Here is a 16,389-nt window from a genome sequence, read left to right on the forward strand (position 1 = left end):
GGCACCGGCCCCCGGTGTCCGACCCCACCGGTACGGTCACCTCATGCCGAACCCGGGGATGGCGGTGCTCGAGGGGGTTCTCGAGCGGATCACCTACGCCAATGAGGAGAGCGGATACACGGTCGCCCGCGTGGACACCGGCCGCGGCGGCGGTGATCTGCTCACCGTCGTCGGCGCGCTGCTCGGCGCGCAGGCCGGCGAGTCGCTGCGCATGGAAGGCCGCTGGGGCTCCCACCCGCAGTACGGCAAGCAGTTCACCGTGGAGAACTACACGACGGTCCTGCCCGCCACCATCCAGGGCATCCGCCGCTATCTCGGCTCCGGCCTGGTCAAGGGCATCGGCCCGGTCTTCGCCGACCGGATCACCCGTCACTTCGGCCTGGACACCCTCGACATCATCGAGCAGGAGCCGGGCCGCCTGATCGAGGTGCCGGGCCTCGGCCCCAAGCGCACGAAGAAGATCGCCGACGCCTGGGAGGAACAGAAGGCCATCAAGGAAGTGATGGTCTTCCTCCAGAGCGTGGAGGTGTCCACGTCGATCGCGGTGCGCATCTACAAGAAGTACGGTGACGCGTCGATCTCCGTGGTCAAGAACCAGCCCTACCGGCTCGCCTCCGATGTCTGGGGCATCGGCTTCCTCACCGCCGACCGCATCGCGCAGTCCGTCGGCATCCCGCACGACAGCCCGGAACGCGTCAAGGCGGGCCTGCAGTACGCCCTTTCGCAGTCCACCGACCAGGGCCACTGCTTCCTGCCGGAGGAGCAGCTGATCTCCGACGCGGTCAAGCTCCTGCAGGTCGACACGGGCCTGGTCATCGAGTGCCTGGGCGAGCTGGCGGGCGAGGAGGAGGGCGTCGTACGGGAGCGGGTGCCGGGCCCGGACGGCGGGGAGGAGCTGGTGACCGCGGTCTATCTCGTTCCCTTCCATCGCGCCGAACTCTCGTTGTCCGCCCAGCTGTTGCGCCTCCTGCGCACGGACGAGGACCGGATGCCGGCGTTCCGGGGCGTCGCGTGGGACAAGGCCCTGACCTGGCTCGCGGGGCGTACGGGGGCCGAGCTCGCGCCCGAGCAGGAGGAGGCGGTGAAGCTCGCCCTGACGGAGAAGGTTGCCGTTCTCACGGGAGGGCCCGGCTGCGGCAAGTCCTTCACGGTCCGCTCGATCGTCGAACTGGCCCGCGCCAAGCGGGCGAAGGTCGTCCTCGCCGCCCCCACGGGCCGCGCCGCCAAGCGCCTGGCCGAGCTGACGGGCGCGGAGGCGTCCACGGTCCACCGCCTGCTCGAACTCAAGCCCGGCGGTGACGCGGCGTACGACAGGGACCGGCCGCTCGACGCCGACCTCGTCGTCGTCGACGAGGCGTCGATGCTGGACCTCCTGCTGGCCAACAAGCTGGTCAAGGCCGTGCCGCCGGGCGCCCACCTGCTCTTCGTGGGTGACGTCGACCAGCTGCCGAGCGTCGGCGCGGGCGAAGTGCTGCGCGACCTGCTCGGTGACGGCAGCCCGGTCCCCGCGGTCCGCCTCACCCGCATCTTCCGCCAGGCCCAGGAGTCCGGCGTCGTCACGAACGCGCACCGCATCAACGCGGGTCAGCACCCGCTCACCCAGGGCCTCAAGGACTTCTTCCTGTTCGCGGAGGAGGACACGGAGGAGGCGGGCCGGCTCACCGTCGATGTCGCCGCCCGCCGCATCCCCGCCAAGTTCGGCCTCGACCCGCGGCGTGATGTCCAGGTCCTCGCCCCGATGCACCGCGGGCCGGCCGGTGCCGGCACCCTCAACGGCCTGCTCCAGCAAGCCGTCACGCCCGCCCGCCCGGACCTGCCCGAGAAGCGCTTCGGCGGCCGGGTCTTCCGCGTGGGCGACAAGGTCACCCAGATCAGGAACAACTACGAGAAGGGGGAGAACGGCGTCTTCAACGGCACCGTCGGCGTCGTCACCTCCCTCGACGCGGACGAGCAGCGGCTGACCGTACTCACCGACGAGGACGAGGAAGTCGTATACGAATTCGATGAGCTGGACGAGCTGGCTCACGCGTATGCCGTGACGATCCACCGCTCCCAGGGAAGTGAGTACCCGTGCGTCGTGATCCCGGTCACGACCGGCGCCTGGATGATGCTGCAGAGGAACCTCCTCTATACGGCGGTGACCCGGGCCAAGAAGCTGGTGGTGCTCGTCGGTTCACGCAAAGCGCTCGGCCAGGCGGTGCGCACGGTCTCCGCGGGAAGGCGTTGCACAGCGCTCCGTTTCCGGCTCTCCGGGGGCACATCCTTCGGTTTGGTAACTTTCGATCGATCAAATGAGTCGGAAACGTCACACGGGCTTTCCGGAAGCGGGGCGAAGGGGGCAGGATGAGCAGGTTGGCGGCACTCAGTGCCGCGAATAGGCCCAATGGTCGACCCCGAGTGCACTCTGCTGGGCCAAGTGGGGGATGGTAGAGAACAGTCAGGGCACCTCGAAGAAGAGGCACTACGTCGGTGAGGGATGACGTGAGCGACAACTCTGTAGTACTGCGGTACGGCGATGGCGAGTACACCTACCCGGTGATCGACAGCACCGTCGGCGACAAGGGCTTCGACATCGGGAAGCTCCGGGCCCAGACCGGTCTGGTGACCCTCGACAGCGGATACGGCAACACCGCCGCCTATAAATCCGCGATCACCTATCTCGACGGTGAGCAGGGCATCCTCCGGTACCGCGGCTACCCGATCGAGCAGCTGGCCGAGCGTTCCACCTTCACCGAGGTGGCCTACCTGCTGATCAACGGCGAGCTTCCGACCGTCGACGAGCTCTCCACTTTCAAGAACGAGATCACCGGGCACACGCTGCTCCACGAGGACGTCAAGCGGTTCTTCGACGGCTTCCCGCGTGACGCCCACCCGATGGCGATGCTGTCCTCCGTGGTCAGCGCCCTGTCGACGTTCTACCAGGACAGCCACAACCCGTTCGACGAGCAGCAGCGCCACCTGTCGACGATCCGGCTGCTCGCCAAGCTGCCGACCATCGCGGCGTACGCGTACAAGAAGTCGATCGGCCACCCGTTCGTCTACCCGCGCAACGACCTCGGCTACGTCGAGAACTTCCTGCGCATGACGTTCTCCGTGCCGGCCCAGGAGTACGAGCTCGACCCGGTCGTCGTCTCCGCGCTCGACAAGCTGCTCATCCTGCACGCGGACCACGAGCAGAACTGTTCGACGTCCACCGTGCGTCTGGTCGGCTCCTCGCAGGCGAACATGTTCGCCTCGATCTCCGCCGGTATCTCCGCGCTGTGGGGCCCGCTGCACGGCGGCGCCAACCAGTCGGTCCTGGAGATGCTCGAGGGCATCCAGGCCAACGGCGGCGATGTCGACTCCTTCATCCGCAAGGTGAAGAACAAGGAGGACGGCGTCCGCCTGATGGGCTTCGGCCACCGGGTGTACAAGTCCTTCGACCCGCGCGCCAAGATCATCAAGGCCGCGGCGCACGATGTCCTCTCGGCCCTCGGCAAGTCCGACGAGCTGCTCGACATCGCGCTCAAGCTGGAGGAGCACGCGCTCTCCGACGAGTACTTCGTCTCGCGCAACCTCTACCCGAACGTCGACTTCTACACGGGCCTCATCTACCGGGCCATGGGCTTCCCGACCGAGATGTTCACGGTCCTGTTCGCCCTCGGCCGGCTGCCGGGCTGGATCGCCCAGTGGCACGAGATGATCAAGGAGCCGGGATCGCGCATCGGCCGCCCGCGCCAGATCTACACCGGCGAGGTCCTGCGTGACTTCGTCCCCGTCGAGGCCCGCTGATCCTCGGCCGGGGATCCGGGGCGCGCCCCCGGGTCCGTCCAGCCCGCGCTGCGTGACCGCACACCATGCAGCGCACCCCGTATGCGGCGCACCCCGCATGGAGCGGGAGCAGAAGTGAAGAGAAAGCGGAAAGCGCCCCGCTGCCAGTCCCCCCACGGGCCGGCAGTCGGGGCGCTTTCCTTTGTCCCGGTGCGGATTCCCCCCACGGGATCCGTCCGGGCGTCTGTGGTGCGGTCTGCCGGGACGCGTACACGGGAGGGCCGCTCAAGCTCTCCGTGGCACGTGTCCCGGCCAACGCGGTCGGGTCCGTCCCCCAAGACGGCCCCGGTCAACACAGAAACGCCCCCCAAGACGTTCCTGCATCGCCTCCTTAGACTCACGAGAACCTCAAATGGTTACGTTCGGATCACTGTGATCTGCGTCTCTTGCATATGTCCTGATCGTGCGCAAGAGACCCCATATGTAGATCGAGGTTCGGACGTGAGAATGCTGCGGTTGTGATGTGAGGCGAATGTGAAGACATCTAAATGATGGGCCAGAGCAGGGGCGATGTGAAGTCCTTCCGGAAAAAGGGCCCTCACCTCGGGGAAAACGTCCGCAGCCGGAGGCTGTTCGTCACCACGAAGACCGACGAGAACGCCATCGCGGCGCCCGCGATCATCGGGTTCAGGAACCCCGCGGCGGCCAGCGGCAGCGCGGCCACGTTGTAGCCGAACGCCCAGAAGAGGTTGCCCTTGATGGTTGCGAGGGTGCGGCGGGAGAGCCGGATCGCGTCGGCGGCCACGCGCAGGTCCGCGCGCACCAGCGTCAGGTCGCCCGCCTCGATCGCGGCGTCCGTGCCGGTGCCCATCGCGAGGCCCAGGTCGGCGGTGGCGAGCGCCGCCGCGTCGTTGACGCCGTCACCGACCATGGCGACGGTGCGCCCCTCGGCCTTCAGGCGCCGGACCACGTCGACCTTCTCCTGCGGCAGGACCTCCGCGTACACGGCGTCCTCGGCGATCCCGACGGCCCGCGCCACGGACTCGGCGACGATCCGGTTGTCGCCCGTCAGGAGCACCGGCGTGAGGCCCAGCGCGCGCAGCTCCGCGACGGCCCGTGCGCTCGTCGGGCGGACCGCGTCGGCAACTGTGATGACACCCCGTGCCACCCCGTCCCACGCGACGGCGACGGCGGTACGGCCCGCGGCCTCGGCGGCGGTCTTGGCGGCGGCGAGCGCGGGCGGCAGGGCGATCCCGTGCTCGGCGAGGAGCCGCTCCCGGCCGACGAGCACGTCGCGCCGGTCCACCACGCCGCGGACGCCGAGCCCGGCGAGCGCGGTGAAGCGGCTGACGGCGGGCAGCGCTCCGGCCCGCTCGGCGGCGCCTTCCGCGACGGCACGGGCGACGGGGTGCTCGGAGGCGTGCTCCACGGCCCCGGCCAGCCGCAGCAGCGTTTTCTCCTCGATGCCCTCGGCGGCGTACGCGTCCTGGAGCGTCATCCGGCCGGTCGTCACCGTGCCGGTCTTGTCGAGTACGACGGTGTCGACGCGGCGCGTGTTCTCCAGGACCTCGGGCCCCTTGATGAGGATGCCGAGCTGGGCGCCGCGGCCGGTGCCGACCATGAGCGCGGTCGGGGTCGCGAGGCCGAGCGAGCAGGGGCAGGCGATGATCAGGACGGCGACGGCCGAGGCGAACGCGGCGGTCACCTCACCGGTGGCGAGCAGCCACCCGGCGAACGTGCCGAGCGCGATGACGAACACCACCGGCACGAACACGCCGGCGATCCGGTCGGCGAGGCGCTGTACCTCGGCCTTGCCGGTCTGCGCGTCCTCGACGAGGCGCGCCATGCGGGCGAGCTGGGTGTCGGCGCCGACGCGGGTCGCCTCGACGACGAGCCGTCCGCCCGCGTTCACCGTCGCGCCGGTCACGGCGTCGCCGACGGTCACGTCCGTCGGCACGGACTCGCCGGTGAGCAGGGCGGCGTCGACGGCCGAGGTGCCCTCGACGACGGTGCCGTCGGTCGCGATCTTCTCGCCGGGCCGCACGACGAACCGGTCGCCGGGCCTCAGCCGCCCGACCGGTACGCGCACTTCCGCGCCCGAGGCGTCCAGTACGGCGACGTCCTTGGCGCCGAGTTCGAGCAGGGCGCGCAGGGCGGTGCCGGCGCGGCGCTTGGAGCGGGCCTCCAGATAGCGGCCGAGCAGGATCAGGGTGACGACGCCCGCGGCGACTTCGAGGTAGATGGTGGACGAGGCATCCCCGAGCTCCCGGCTTCGCCCGAGCAGGGGAGACCCCATGGCGCGGTCGACGGCGAACGTGAAGCCGTGCCGCATCCCGCTCCTCCCGGCGTCGCCGAGGAACAGGGCCCACAGCGACCAGCCGAACGCGGCGAGCGTCCCCACGGAGACGAGCGTGTCCATGGTGGCCGCGCCGTGCCGCGCGTTGGTCCAGGCGGCGCGGTGGAAGGGGAGCCCGCCCCAGACGGCGACCGGGGCGGCGAGGGTGAGGGAGAGCCACTGCCAGTTGTCGAACTGGAGGGCGGGCACCATCGCCAGCAGGACGACGGGCAGGGAGAGCAGCGCGCAGACGACGAGGCGCCGGCGCAGCGGGGCCGTGGGGTCGGGTTCGGGTTGGGCGCAGGTTCCGCCCCGGGTTTCCGTGCGGGCCTCGACCGGGAGCACATCGCGGGCCCCGCCCGGACGACCGTCCGCAGCGGCTTCGACCGCCTCCTCGAGAACGGCCGCCTCCTCGAGAACGGCCGCCTCCTCGAGAACGGCCGCCTCCTCGAGAACGGCCGGCTCCTCGCGCACGACCGGCCCTTCACGGACCACCGGCTCCTCCCGGACCACCGGCTCCTCCCGGGCCACCGGCGCCGCCGTGTACCCGAGCTTCCGCACCGTCGCGACCAGGTCGGCGACCTCGACCCCGGGCGCGTACGCGACCTTCGCCTTCTCGGTCGCGAGATTGACCGTCGCCGTCACGCCGTCGAGGCGGTTGAGCTTCTTCTCGATACGGGCCGAGCAGGAGGCACAGGTCATCCCGCCGACGGCGAGCTCCACCTCGGAGAGCGGCCCGGCCGTGGTGTCCGTGGGCGTGGTCATCGTGGTTCTTTCCAGGGGCGTACGGGACTACCGCCGAGCGTACGACCACGGGCGCCGGGCCGTGGTGGGCGGCCCGGCGCTCCCTGAAGTCTCAGGCCCCGCCGGCCAGCTCGTAGCCCGCCTCGTCGACGGCGGCCCGGACTTCCTCCTCGTCGAGGGGTGCCGCGGAGACCACGGTCACCTGTCCCGTGGAGGCCACGGCCTTCACCGACATGACGCCCGCAAGGCCGGAGATCTCGTCCGACACGGCGCCCTCGCAGTGGCCACAGGTCATGCCGGTCACCCGGTACACGGTGGTGACGGCTCCCTCGGCGCTCGCGGCGGCGTCCGAGTGGCACGAACCGCTGGGCGAGCAGCAGGAACCGGTCGACTCGGTGCCGATCTGGGGGAGCTCGGTCTGGGCGCTCATGTCGTTCTCCTTGTCGAAGGCCGCGTGCGTCCCGGTCTGCGCAGGCATGCGGCGTACCGTGCGAGTGAGGTGCCAGGGCGTCCCCGGGACCTCCTGACCCTCACGACTGTATACCCCTAGGGGGTATTTCTCCAAGGGCTGCCGTGGCGGGCGAGTGACCGTACCCAGGCGGTCCCCGCGAGCGAGACGAGCACGAGACCGCCCACCGAGAAGAGCGTGAAGAGGTGCTTCTGGGTGCCGGTCGGCTGCGGGAAGTAACCCTCGGCGAAGAGCGTGAGGGGCAGGTCCGTGTCGGTGAGCCGGGCGACTGTCCAGAGGGCGATGCCGCGCATGGAGTCCCACAGAGCGTGCAGCAAGGAGACGCCCAGACACGTGAACACCACCGGCGCCGCGAAGCGATAGCGCCCGTTCGGCCTGCGGAACGCCAGCAGGACGGCGCCGGAGATCGCCGTCCACAGGCCGTGCCCGAACGGTGCGAGCAGCCCGCGCAGCACCTCCGTCTCCAGGAGTGAGCGCAGGTCGATGCCCCACGTGCCGACGGCCGCGTCGAGCGCGTAGCCCGCGCTCTCCAAGGCGGCGAAGCCGAACCCGACGGAAGCGCCGAGGACGAGTCCCGCCCGCGGTCCGCGCACCCGGGGCTGTGTGCGCAGCACGTACATCAGGGCGGCGAGCTTGACCGCCTCCTCGATCAGGGCGACCCCGACGGACATCCACGGCGAGGGGTGCAGCAGGCGGTACTCCGTGACCGAGGCGCCGAGCACCCCGAGGGCGCCGCCGGCGGCGAAGCAGCCGAGCACCAGGCTCACGCCCAGGTCGCGCGCGTGCCGCTCGTACGCCCACAGCACGAAGGCCCCCGGGGCGAGGAAGCTGCCGAGCAGGGTCAGCGTCGGCAGCGGCGTGGTGTTCCTGGTCGCGAACGTGACGACGGCGATCAGGGTCCACAGGGCGAGTCCGCCCCACAGCCAGCGCTTCCACAGTCCCGCCCGGATCCGCGGCACGGACGGCGGGGGCCGCTTGGGGCCGGGGATGCGGGCTCGGGGCGCGCCGGGCGGCTGTGCTGGAGTCACGGCAATTCCCTCTGAGTGGGGAAGATTTGTGACGGAGTTTACGTAGTTGTTCGTTTTGTCGCACCGTGAGTTGGAGCAGGGGCGCAGGCGTGGTGACCGGGCCGGGGGTTACGTTCGTCCGGTCGGGTGTCGGCCAGTCGGAAGTGAGGCGCGAGGGCGATGCGGGCTGTGGTGTTCGAGAAGTTCGGGGAGCGAGCCGAGGTCCGGGAGGTGCCCGATCCGGTGCCCGCGCCGCACGGCGTCGTCGTACGGGTCGAGGCGACGGGGCTGTGCCGCAGCGACTGGCACGGCTGGATGGGCCACGACCCCGATGTCCGGCTGCCGCACGTCCCCGGGCACGAACTCGCCGGAGTGATCGAGGCGGTGGGCGCCGACGTGCCGGACCGGCGGCCGGGCGAGCGGGTCACCGTCCCGTTCGTGTGCGCCTGCGGCACCTGCGCGTCCTGCGCGGCCGGCGACCACCAGGTGTGCGAGCGCCAGACCCAGCCCGGCTTCACGCACTGGGGCTCCTTCGCCGAGTACGTCGCCCTGGACCACGCCGCCGTGAACCTGGTGGACGTACCGGACGAGCTGTCGTTCGCGACGGCGGCGGGGCTCGGCTGCCGCTTCGCGACCGCGTTCCGCGCCGTCGTCGCGCAGGGCCGGGTGACCGCCGGCGAGTGGGTCGCCGTGCACGGGTGCGGAGGCGTCGGCCTGTCCGCCGTGATGATCGCGGCGGCGAGCGGGGCGCGGGTCGTCGCGGTCGACGTCTCGCCCGCCGCACTGGACCTCGCCCGCACCTTCGGCGCCGCCCACTGCCTGAACGCCTCCGAGGTGCCCGATACGGCCGCCGCCGTACGCGAGTTGACCGGCGGCGGCGCGCACCTGTCGCTCGACGCGCTCGGCTCTGCGGTCACGTGCGCCGCGTCGGTGGGCGGCCTGCGGCGCCGGGGGCGCCATGTGCAGGTCGGCCTGCTGCCGCAGGACCCGGTCGTCCCCATGAGCCGGGTGATCGGCCTCGAACTCGAACTCCTCGGCAGCCACGGAATGGCCGCGCACGCCTATCCGCAGATGCTGGAGATGGTCCGTGCCGGGGTGCTGCGCCCGGACCTCCTGGTCACCTCCACGATCACCCTGGACGCTGCACCCGCGGCGCTCGAAGCGATGGGCACGGCGCCGGGCGCGGGCGTGACGATCATCGAGCCGTGGGCCTGAGCCCTCTGACCCCTGGTCAGGGCCGCCCGCCGTGCTCCGCCCACTCCGGGGCCAGTACCGACATCAGTGTCGAGTCGTACCACTGCCCGTCGCGCAGTACCGACTGCCGGGCCACGCCTTCCTCGACGAAGCCCGCCTTCTCGTAGACGCGGCGGGCCCGGTGGTTGTGGCTGAAGAGGTCCAGGGCGATGCGGTGCAGGCCCAGGCGCTCGAAGCCGTGGCCCACGATGAGGCGGACCGCCTCGGTGCCGATGCCCCGGCCGCGGCCCGCGGGGCCGACGAGCGTGCGGAAGGTGCAGCTGCGGTGGTCCGGGTCCCAGTCGTAGAGGACGACCTCACCGACGAGTCGGCCCGTGGCGCGGTCGGTCACCGCGAGGTCGAGGCGGTCGGGCTGCGCGGAGCGCGAGCCGTACCAGGTGCGCAGGAAGTCCAGAGTGAGCTCGTTCGACGGGTCCCCGGTGAAGTGGCGTACCTCCGGGTCGTCGATGATCTCGGCCATCGTGTCCGCGTCCGCGGCGGTGAACGGCCGCAGGACGGCTATTTCGCCGGTCAGCACCGGCTTGACGGAGAAGCCGGCGGCCAGGGGTTCTTGAGTCATCCGGGAATTGTCCGGAGCGCCGGCCGCGCGCGGCAATCGAATAACGCGGGCGCCGCCCCGCGCGGTGGCATGCGTGCGGGACGGCGCCGGTGCGGTGGTCACTGACTGAGGCCGCGGTTACGGGGGCGGGAGGCGACCCAGGCGCGGACGGTGTCCGCGTACCAGTACGGCTTTCCCGCCTCCACGTGGTCCGGCGGGGGCAGCAGACCGTGCTTGCGGTACGAGCGCACGGTGCCCGGCTGGACCCGGATGTGCGCGGCGATGTCCTTGTACGACCAGAGCCTTCGGTCGGTCATCTGTGGCTCCTTGCTGCGGGTGCCGCAGCGGCGGCTCGGGGTGGCCGGCGGGGGAGCTGCGGCGCGATCGCTGGCGATCAGTCAGCCTGTGCCCGGACAACGACCCGCCCGGAGCGGAGGCGAGGGGCTGTCGACGGGGTGTGACGCAAGACCCGCGTATACGGGACATGTGTGACAGGAAGCGAGTGTTTGTGACGCGAGTGACGCATTCGCGGCGCGTGGCAGGCGCCTGCGCGGGGGTGACCGGCCCCCTGCGGAATCCCCGTACCGCTACACCCCGCACGACCTCAGATAGCCCCTGGTGCGGCGGGCGATGGGCAGCGGGCGGTCCGGCTCGCACGGGTACATGTCCTGCTCGACGATCGCGAAGAGATCGACGTCCAGACGCCGGGCCGCCGCGATGACGGGCTCCAGCGCGGGCTCCCCGGCCGGGGGTTCGCACATCACGCCGCGCGCCACGGCGGGCCCGAACGGGATCCCGCCCGCGCGGACTCCGGCGAGCACGGCCGGGTCGACCTGCTTGAGGTGGAGGTAGCCGATGCGCTCGCCGTACGTCTCGATGAGCTTGACGCTGTCGCCCCCGCAGTACGCGTAGTGGCCCGTGTCGAGGCAGAGGGAGACGAGGTCCTGGTCCGTGGAGTCGAGGAAGCGGGCGACGTTCTCCTCGGAGTCGATGTGCGTGTCGGCGTGCGGGTGGACGACGGTCCGCAGGCCGTACCGCTCGCGGACCTCGTGGGCGAGCCGCTCGGTCTGCGTGGTCAGGTCGCGCCACTGTGCCGCGGTGAGCGAGGAGTCCTCGATGACCTCGCCCGTCTTGTCGTCGCGCCAGAACGCGGGGATGACGACGAGATGCCCGGCGCCGGTCGCGCGCGTGAGGTCGGCGATGGCCGAGACGTGCTCCCATGTCGCGTCCCAGACGCCGGGGCCGCGGTGCAGGCCCGTGAAGACGGTGCCCGCCGAGACCTTCAGGCCGCGCCGTCCCGTCTCCTCGGCGAGCACGGCCGGGTCCGTGGGCAGATAGCCGTACGGGCCGAGCTCGATCCACTCGTAGCCCGCTTCGGCCACCTCGTCGAGAAAGCGCCGCCAGGGGACTTGGCGGGGGTCGTCGGGGAACCACACGCCCCAGGAGTCGGGTGCCGAGCCGATGCGGATGCGGGGTGACATCGTCGTCATGGAGCCAGCCTTCAGGGCGCCGCGGACGAGTGTCAAGACGTGGTCCGAATGTCCGGACAAAATGTTGACAGGGTCTTGTGGCAGGGCTAGACCTGAGCCTGAGACCGCCGAAGGGGCGCGCGCCCCGCCGAAGGGAATCCGTATGCAGCCCAGTCCCGGCGAGCCGTACGACCTCATCACGATGGGCCGGATCGGCGTGGACCTCTATCCGTTGCGGACGGGCGTGCCGCTGGCGGAGGTGGACACCTTCGGCAAGTTCCTGGGCGGCTCCTCGTCGAACGTCGCGGTGGCGGCGGCCCGGCTCGGGCGCCGCACGGCGACGGTCACCCGCACCGGGGCGGACCCCTTCGGGGAGTATCTGCGCCGCCGGCTGCGGGAGTTCGGCGTCGACGACCGCTGGGTCACTCCCGTGCCCGGCCTGCCGACACCCGTCACCTTCTGCGAGGTCTTCCCGCCGGACGACTTCCCGCTCTACTTCTACCGCCTGCCCAAGGCGCCCGATCTGGAGATCCACACCGCCGAACTCGACCTGGACGCCCTCAGGGCGGCCCGGGTGTTCTGGATGACGGGGACCGGGCTGAGCGAGGAGCCGAGCCGCTCGGCGACTCTGGCCGCGCTGGCGCACCGGGCGAAGGCGGGCATCACCGTCTTCGACCTCGACTGGCGGCCGGTGCTCTGGGGAGGTGCGGCCTGGACGGATCCGGGGGCCGCCCGCCCCTTCTACGCCGAGGCCCTGCGCCACACGACCGTCGCCGTCGGCAACGTCGACGAGGTCGAGATCGCCACCGGTGAGCGCGAACCGGCCGCCGCGGCCCGGGCGCTGCTCGCCGCCGGGGTGCGCCTCGCCGTCGTCAAGCAAGGACCCAAGGGCGTGCTCGCCATGAGTGCGGACGGCGAGTACGCGGAGGTGCCGCCACTGCCCGTCGACGTCCTCAACGGGCTGGGCGCGGGCGACGCGTTCGGTGGCGCCCTGTGCCACGGACTGCTCGCCGGCTGGGAGTTGGAGAAGGTCATGCGGTACGCGAACGCGGCGGGCGCGATCGTCGCGTCCCGCCTCGAATGTTCGTCGGCGATGCCCACCCCCGAAGAGGTAGAGGCCGCACTCACGGCGGGAGAGGTCCGATGAGCCGTGCGGGCAAGGTCGGCACGAGCAGTCCGGGACACGTTCCCGAGCGGAGCGGCCGGGGTGTGAGCGTGGATCCCCTGAAGCTGGTGCGGCTGCGGGCCCATCATCCCGAGGCCGTCGCCGAGGCGGCGGCGCGGCGGGAGCGCAGGCCGCTGATCACGCACGACGCCGGGCGTCTCCTGATCGTCGCCGCCGACCACCCCGCGCGCGGCGCCCTCTCCGTGGGGGAGCGGCCCTTCGCCATGGCCGACCGCGCCGACCTCCTCGGGCGGCTCTGCCTAGCCCTGTCGCGGCCCCGCGTCGACGGGGTGCTCGCCACCGCCGACATCCTCGACGACCTGCTCCTGCTGGGCGCGCTCGACGGCAAGGTCGTCCTCGGCTCGATGAACCGGGGCGGGCTCGCCGGGGCCTCCTTCGAACTCGACGACCGGTTCACCGGACACCGGCCCGCGGACCTGCACCGGCTGCGGTTCGACGCCGGCAAGCTGCTCCTGCGCATCGACTACGACGACCCGGGCTCGCTGCGCACCATGGAGTCCGCGGCCCGCGCCGTCGACGAGATGGCGGCGCTCCGCCTGCCCGTGTTCGTCGAGCCGTTCCTGTGCCACCGCGACCCCGCGCGCGGGACCCTGCGCAGCGACCTGAGCGCGGCGGCCGTCACCACGTCCATCGCCATCGCCTCCGGCCTCGGCGGCAGCTCCGCGTACACCTGGCTCAAGGTGCCCGTCACCGACGACCCCGACGACATGGCGCGCGTCATGGAGACCTCGACGCTGCCCGCGGTGCTGCTCGGCGGCGATGTCGGGGGCGACCAGGACGCGGCGTACGAGAAGTGGCGGCACGCGCTCCAACTGCCCACCGTTCAGGGCCTGGTGGTGGGGCGTTCGCTCCTCTACCCGGCCGACGGGGATGTGGCGGGCGCGGTCGACACCGCCGCGTCGCTGCTGTAGGAGGAGACGGTGACGAACGCGAAGGACCCCATGAACCCGTACCTGCCGTGGGGGAGCGCCGCCGACGGGCCCTACGCGCTGTCCGTCGGCCCCGAGCGGGCCGGCTGGTCCCGCGCGGGGCTGCGAGTGATCGAACTGGGGCCCGGACAGACCCACGACCTGGACACCGGTGAGAGTGAATGGATTGTGCTGCCCCTGTCGGGTGGTTGCACGGTGCGCACAGAAGGCCGGATCATCGAACTGCTGGGCCGGGAGAGCGTGTTCGGCGGGGTCAGCGACTTCGCGTACGTGCCCCGCGACGCCCATGCGCAGATCGCCTCCGGCGCGGGAGGCCGCTTCGCCCTGGCAGGAGCGAAGTGCGAGCGTCAGCTCCCCGCCCGCTACGGCCCCGCGCCGGAGGTTCCGCTCGAGCACCGGGGCACCGGCACCAGCGCCCGCCAGGTGCGCAACTTCGCGTCCGCCGACGCCTTCGAGTGCGACCAGCTCATCGCCGTAGAGGTGATCACACCCGGCGGCAACTGGTCCTCGTACCCGCCCCACAAGCACGACGAGCACCGGCCGGGCGTCGAGACCGAGCTGGAGGAGATCTACTACTTCGAGATCGAGGGGCCCGGCGGGTACGGGTACCAGCGCGTCTCGCCGTCCAGGCCCGGCGGCACCGACCTGCTCGCCGAGGTCCGTACGGGCGACGCGGTCCTCGTCCCCGACGGGTGGCACGGCCCGTCGATCGCGCAGCCGGGACACACGATGTACTACCTGAACGTGATGGCGGGACCGGGCGAGGAACGGGAGTGGCGGATCTGCTTCCACCCCGATCACCTGACGGAGGGATACCGATGACGCGGCTCACCACAGCACAGGCCCTCGTGCGGTTCCTGTCCCGGCAGTACACCGAGCGTGACGGCGAGCGGCGCCGCCTCATCGACGCGACCTGGGGCATTTTCGGGCACGGGAACGTCGCCGGGATCGGCCAGGCGCTCCTGGAGTACGCCGACGACATGCCCTACCACCAGGGCCGCAACGAACAGGCCATGGTGCACGCGGCCGTCGGCTTCGCCCGGCAGAGCGGCCGGCTCTCGGCGCAGGCCGTGACCACGTCCATCGGGCCCGGCGCCACCAACCTCGTCACCGGCGCCGCGCTCGCCACCGTCAACCATCTGCCCGTCCTGCTGCTGCCCGGCGACACCTTCGCGACCCGGCCCGCGGACCCCGTCCTCCAGCAGCTCGAAGTCCCTTACGCGGGCGACGTGTCGGTCAACGACTGCCTGCGCCCCGTCTCCCGCTACTTCGACCGCATCACCCGGCCCGAGGCCCTGATCCCCGCGGTCCTCGCCGCGATGCGCGTCCTCGCCGACCCGGTCGACACGGGCGCGGTCACCCTCGCGCTGCCGCAGGACGTGCAGGCCGAGGCGTACGACTGGCCCGACGCGTTCTTCGACGAGCGGGTGTGGGGCGTGCGCAGGCCCGCGCCCGACCCGCGCGAGCTGGACGAGGCCGTCCGCGCGGTGCGGGCCGCGGGCAGGCCGCTGCTCGTCGCGGGCGGCGGTGTCCACCACAGCCGCGCCGAGGAGGCGCTGCAGGAGTTCGCCGACGCGACCGGCATCCCCGTCGCCTCCACCCAGGCCGGCAAGGGCTCCCTGCGCTGGGACCACCCGTCGGACGTCGGCGGCATCGGCCACACCGGCACCGCGACCGCGAACGAACTCGCCCGCACCGCCGACCTCGTCATCGGCGTCGGCACCCGCTACACCGACTTCACGACCGCGTCCGGCACTCTCTTCGGCACCGGCTCCGTGCGCTTCCTCAACCTCAACATCGCGGCCTTCGACAGCCACAAGATGGCGGGCCTGCCGCTGGTCGCGGACGCCCGCACCGGCCTGGGGGAGCTCACGGCGGGGCTCCGCGGCCACCGCGCGGAGCCCTCCTACGTCATGGAGTACACCGACGACAAGGAGCGGTGGGAGTACCGCGTCGACGCCTGCTTCGCGGCCGACGACGACCTGGTGCACCCGACCCAGCCGCAGGTGCTCGGCGCGCTCGACGAACTCGTCACCGAGGACGACATCCTGATCAACGCGGCCGGCTCGCTCCCCGGTGACCTGCACAAACTGTGGCGCGCCCGGTCGCGCGACCAGTACCACGTCGAGTACGGCTACTCCTGCATGGGCTACGAGATCCCGGCCGCGATCGGGGTCGCGCTCGCCGCGCCGGGCCGGCCCGTGTGGGCGCTCGTCGGCGACGGCACGTATCTGATGATGCCGACCGAGATCGTCACCGCCGTCCAGGAGAACATTCCGGTCAAAGTGGTCCTCCTGCAGAACCACGGGTACGCGTCCATCGGCGGCCTCTCGGCCTCCGTGGGCGGCGAGGGGTTCGGTACGGGCTACCGCTTCCCGGCCGCCGACGGCACGTACACGGGCGCCCCGCTGCCCGTCGACCTCGCGGCCAACGCGGCCAGCCTCGGCATGACGGTGCTGCGCGCGAAAACCGTCCGTGATCTGCGGGAAGCCCTCGCGGCGGCACGCGCGGCGGACGGTCCCACATGTGTCTACGTGGAGACCGAAACGGCAGACACAGTGTCGGGCGCGCCCCCCGCGCAGGCATGGTGGGATGTGCCCGTGGCCGAGACAGCGACGCGACCGTCGGCGGTCGAGGCCCGCGAGGAGTACGACCGGCACGTCACCGCTCGGCGCCGCCGGCTGTGAAACACCCGAAACACCCGTAGG

The 16,389-nt window shown here is 71.6% G+C and carries 13 protein-coding genes; 7 read left to right on the top strand and 6 right to left on the bottom strand.

Annotated elements, in window-relative coordinates; all coding sequences use genetic code 11:
- The first annotated feature begins 43 nt into the window (after positions 1-43).
- Entirely contained in the window at positions 44-2,347 is a 2,304-nt protein-coding gene (gene recD2 / locus ACZ67T_RS25740) for an SF1B family DNA helicase RecD2 (protein ID WP_469987221.1), read from the top strand.
- Between the two features lie 134 nt (positions 2,348-2,481).
- Positions 2,482-3,771, top strand: a complete 1,290-nt coding sequence (locus ACZ67T_RS25745) for a citrate synthase (protein WP_469987223.1) — start codon at positions 2,482-2,484, stop codon at positions 3,769-3,771.
- 577 nt (positions 3,772-4,348) lie between these two features.
- On the opposite strand, the gene ACZ67T_RS25750 is transcribed toward ACZ67T_RS25745, so the two are convergent.
- The 3 genes from ACZ67T_RS25750 to ACZ67T_RS25760 form a co-directional block, all read right to left on the bottom strand.
- Positions 4,349-6,850 (bottom strand): heavy metal translocating P-type ATPase, encoded by a 2,502-nt coding sequence (locus ACZ67T_RS25750; protein WP_469987225.1) that lies wholly within the window; start codon positions 6,848-6,850, stop codon positions 4,349-4,351.
- Between the two features lie 91 nt (positions 6,851-6,941).
- Positions 6,942-7,259 (bottom strand): heavy-metal-associated domain-containing protein, encoded by a 318-nt coding sequence (locus tag ACZ67T_RS25755; protein ID WP_469987293.1) that lies wholly within the window; start codon positions 7,257-7,259, stop codon positions 6,942-6,944.
- A 116-nt stretch (positions 7,260-7,375) separates the two neighbouring features.
- Positions 7,376-8,326, bottom strand: a complete 951-nt coding sequence (locus ACZ67T_RS25760) for a PrsW family intramembrane metalloprotease (RefSeq protein ID WP_469987227.1) — start codon at positions 8,324-8,326, stop codon at positions 7,376-7,378.
- Positions 8,327-8,485: 159 nt separating this feature from the next.
- Here ACZ67T_RS25760 and ACZ67T_RS25765 point away from each other — a divergent pair, with 159 nt between their 5' ends.
- Positions 8,486-9,520, top strand: coding sequence for a zinc-dependent alcohol dehydrogenase family protein (locus ACZ67T_RS25765; RefSeq protein ID WP_469987228.1), 1,035 nt, complete (start codon positions 8,486-8,488; stop codon positions 9,518-9,520).
- Between the two features lie 16 nt (positions 9,521-9,536).
- Here the strand turns inward: ACZ67T_RS25765 and ACZ67T_RS25770 are convergent, their stop codons facing one another.
- The 3 genes from ACZ67T_RS25770 to ACZ67T_RS25780 form a co-directional block, all read right to left on the bottom strand.
- The gene (locus ACZ67T_RS25770; protein ID WP_469987229.1) at positions 9,537-10,118 is read right to left on the bottom strand and encodes a GNAT family N-acetyltransferase; all 582 of its coding nucleotides are present in this window, start codon (positions 10,116-10,118) and stop codon (positions 9,537-9,539) included.
- 98 nt (positions 10,119-10,216) lie between these two features.
- Positions 10,217-10,414 carry a helix-turn-helix transcriptional regulator gene (locus ACZ67T_RS25775; RefSeq protein WP_469987230.1) on the bottom strand — a complete coding sequence of 66 codons (198 nt, stop codon included), beginning with the start codon at positions 10,412-10,414 and terminating at the stop codon, positions 10,217-10,219.
- A gap of 270 nt (positions 10,415-10,684) precedes the next feature.
- On the bottom strand, positions 10,685-11,587 hold the full coding sequence (locus ACZ67T_RS25780; protein ID WP_469987234.1) for a sugar phosphate isomerase/epimerase family protein: 903 nt from the start codon (positions 11,585-11,587) through the stop codon (positions 10,685-10,687).
- A 142-nt stretch (positions 11,588-11,729) separates the two neighbouring features.
- On the opposite strand from ACZ67T_RS25780, the gene iolC reads away from it, so the two are divergent.
- The 4 genes from iolC (at position 11,730) to iolD (ending at position 16,368) form a co-directional block, all read left to right on the top strand.
- Positions 11,730-12,713, top strand: coding sequence for a 5-dehydro-2-deoxygluconokinase (gene iolC / locus ACZ67T_RS25785; protein ID WP_469987236.1), 984 nt, complete (start codon positions 11,730-11,732; stop codon positions 12,711-12,713).
- Positions 12,714-12,775: 62 nt separating this feature from the next.
- Positions 12,776-13,663 carry a Cgl0159 family (beta/alpha)8-fold protein gene (locus ACZ67T_RS25790; RefSeq protein WP_469987238.1) on the top strand — a complete coding sequence of 296 codons (888 nt, stop codon included), beginning with the start codon at positions 12,776-12,778 and terminating at the stop codon, positions 13,661-13,663.
- A gap of 30 nt (positions 13,664-13,693) precedes the next feature.
- Positions 13,694-14,503, top strand: a complete 810-nt coding sequence (gene iolB / locus ACZ67T_RS25795; RefSeq protein ID WP_469987295.1) for a 5-deoxy-glucuronate isomerase — start codon at positions 13,694-13,696, stop codon at positions 14,501-14,503.
- A complete protein-coding gene (iolD, locus tag ACZ67T_RS25800) occupies positions 14,500-16,368 on the top strand; it encodes a 3D-(3,5/4)-trihydroxycyclohexane-1,2-dione acylhydrolase (decyclizing) (protein ID WP_469987240.1) in 1,869 nt (622 codons plus the stop codon). Before iolB ends, iolD begins: the two co-directional genes overlap by 4 nt.
- Positions 16,369-16,389 lie beyond the last annotated feature (21 nt).

It is taken from the genome of Streptomyces sp. NPDC107517 (assembly GCF_055582645.1).

Excerpts from the sequence above, each read along its gene's own strand:
- iolC (WP_469987236.1), top strand. The coding sequence starts at position 11,730 with ATGCAGCCCAGTCCCGGCGAGCCGTACGACCTCATCACGATGGGCCGG.
- ACZ67T_RS25775 (WP_469987230.1), bottom strand. The coding sequence starts at position 10,414 with ATGACCGACCGAAGGCTCTGGTCGTACAAGGACATCGCCGCGCACATC.
- ACZ67T_RS25770 (WP_469987229.1), bottom strand. The coding sequence starts at position 10,118 with ATGACTCAAGAACCCCTGGCCGCCGGCTTCTCCGTCAAGCCGGTGCTG.
- ACZ67T_RS25750 (WP_469987225.1), bottom strand. The coding sequence starts at position 6,850 with ATGACCACGCCCACGGACACCACGGCCGGGCCGCTCTCCGAGGTGGAG.
- iolB (WP_469987295.1), top strand. The coding sequence starts at position 13,694 with ATGAACCCGTACCTGCCGTGGGGGAGCGCCGCCGACGGGCCCTACGCG.
- ACZ67T_RS25755 (WP_469987293.1), bottom strand. The coding sequence starts at position 7,259 with ATGAGCGCCCAGACCGAGCTCCCCCAGATCGGCACCGAGTCGACCGGT.
- ACZ67T_RS25765 (WP_469987228.1), top strand. The coding sequence starts at position 8,486 with ATGCGGGCTGTGGTGTTCGAGAAGTTCGGGGAGCGAGCCGAGGTCCGG.
- ACZ67T_RS25780 (WP_469987234.1), bottom strand. The coding sequence starts at position 11,587 with ATGACGACGATGTCACCCCGCATCCGCATCGGCTCGGCACCCGACTCC.
- iolD (WP_469987240.1), top strand. The coding sequence starts at position 14,500 with ATGACGCGGCTCACCACAGCACAGGCCCTCGTGCGGTTCCTGTCCCGG.
- recD2 (WP_469987221.1), top strand. The coding sequence starts at position 44 with ATGCCGAACCCGGGGATGGCGGTGCTCGAGGGGGTTCTCGAGCGGATC.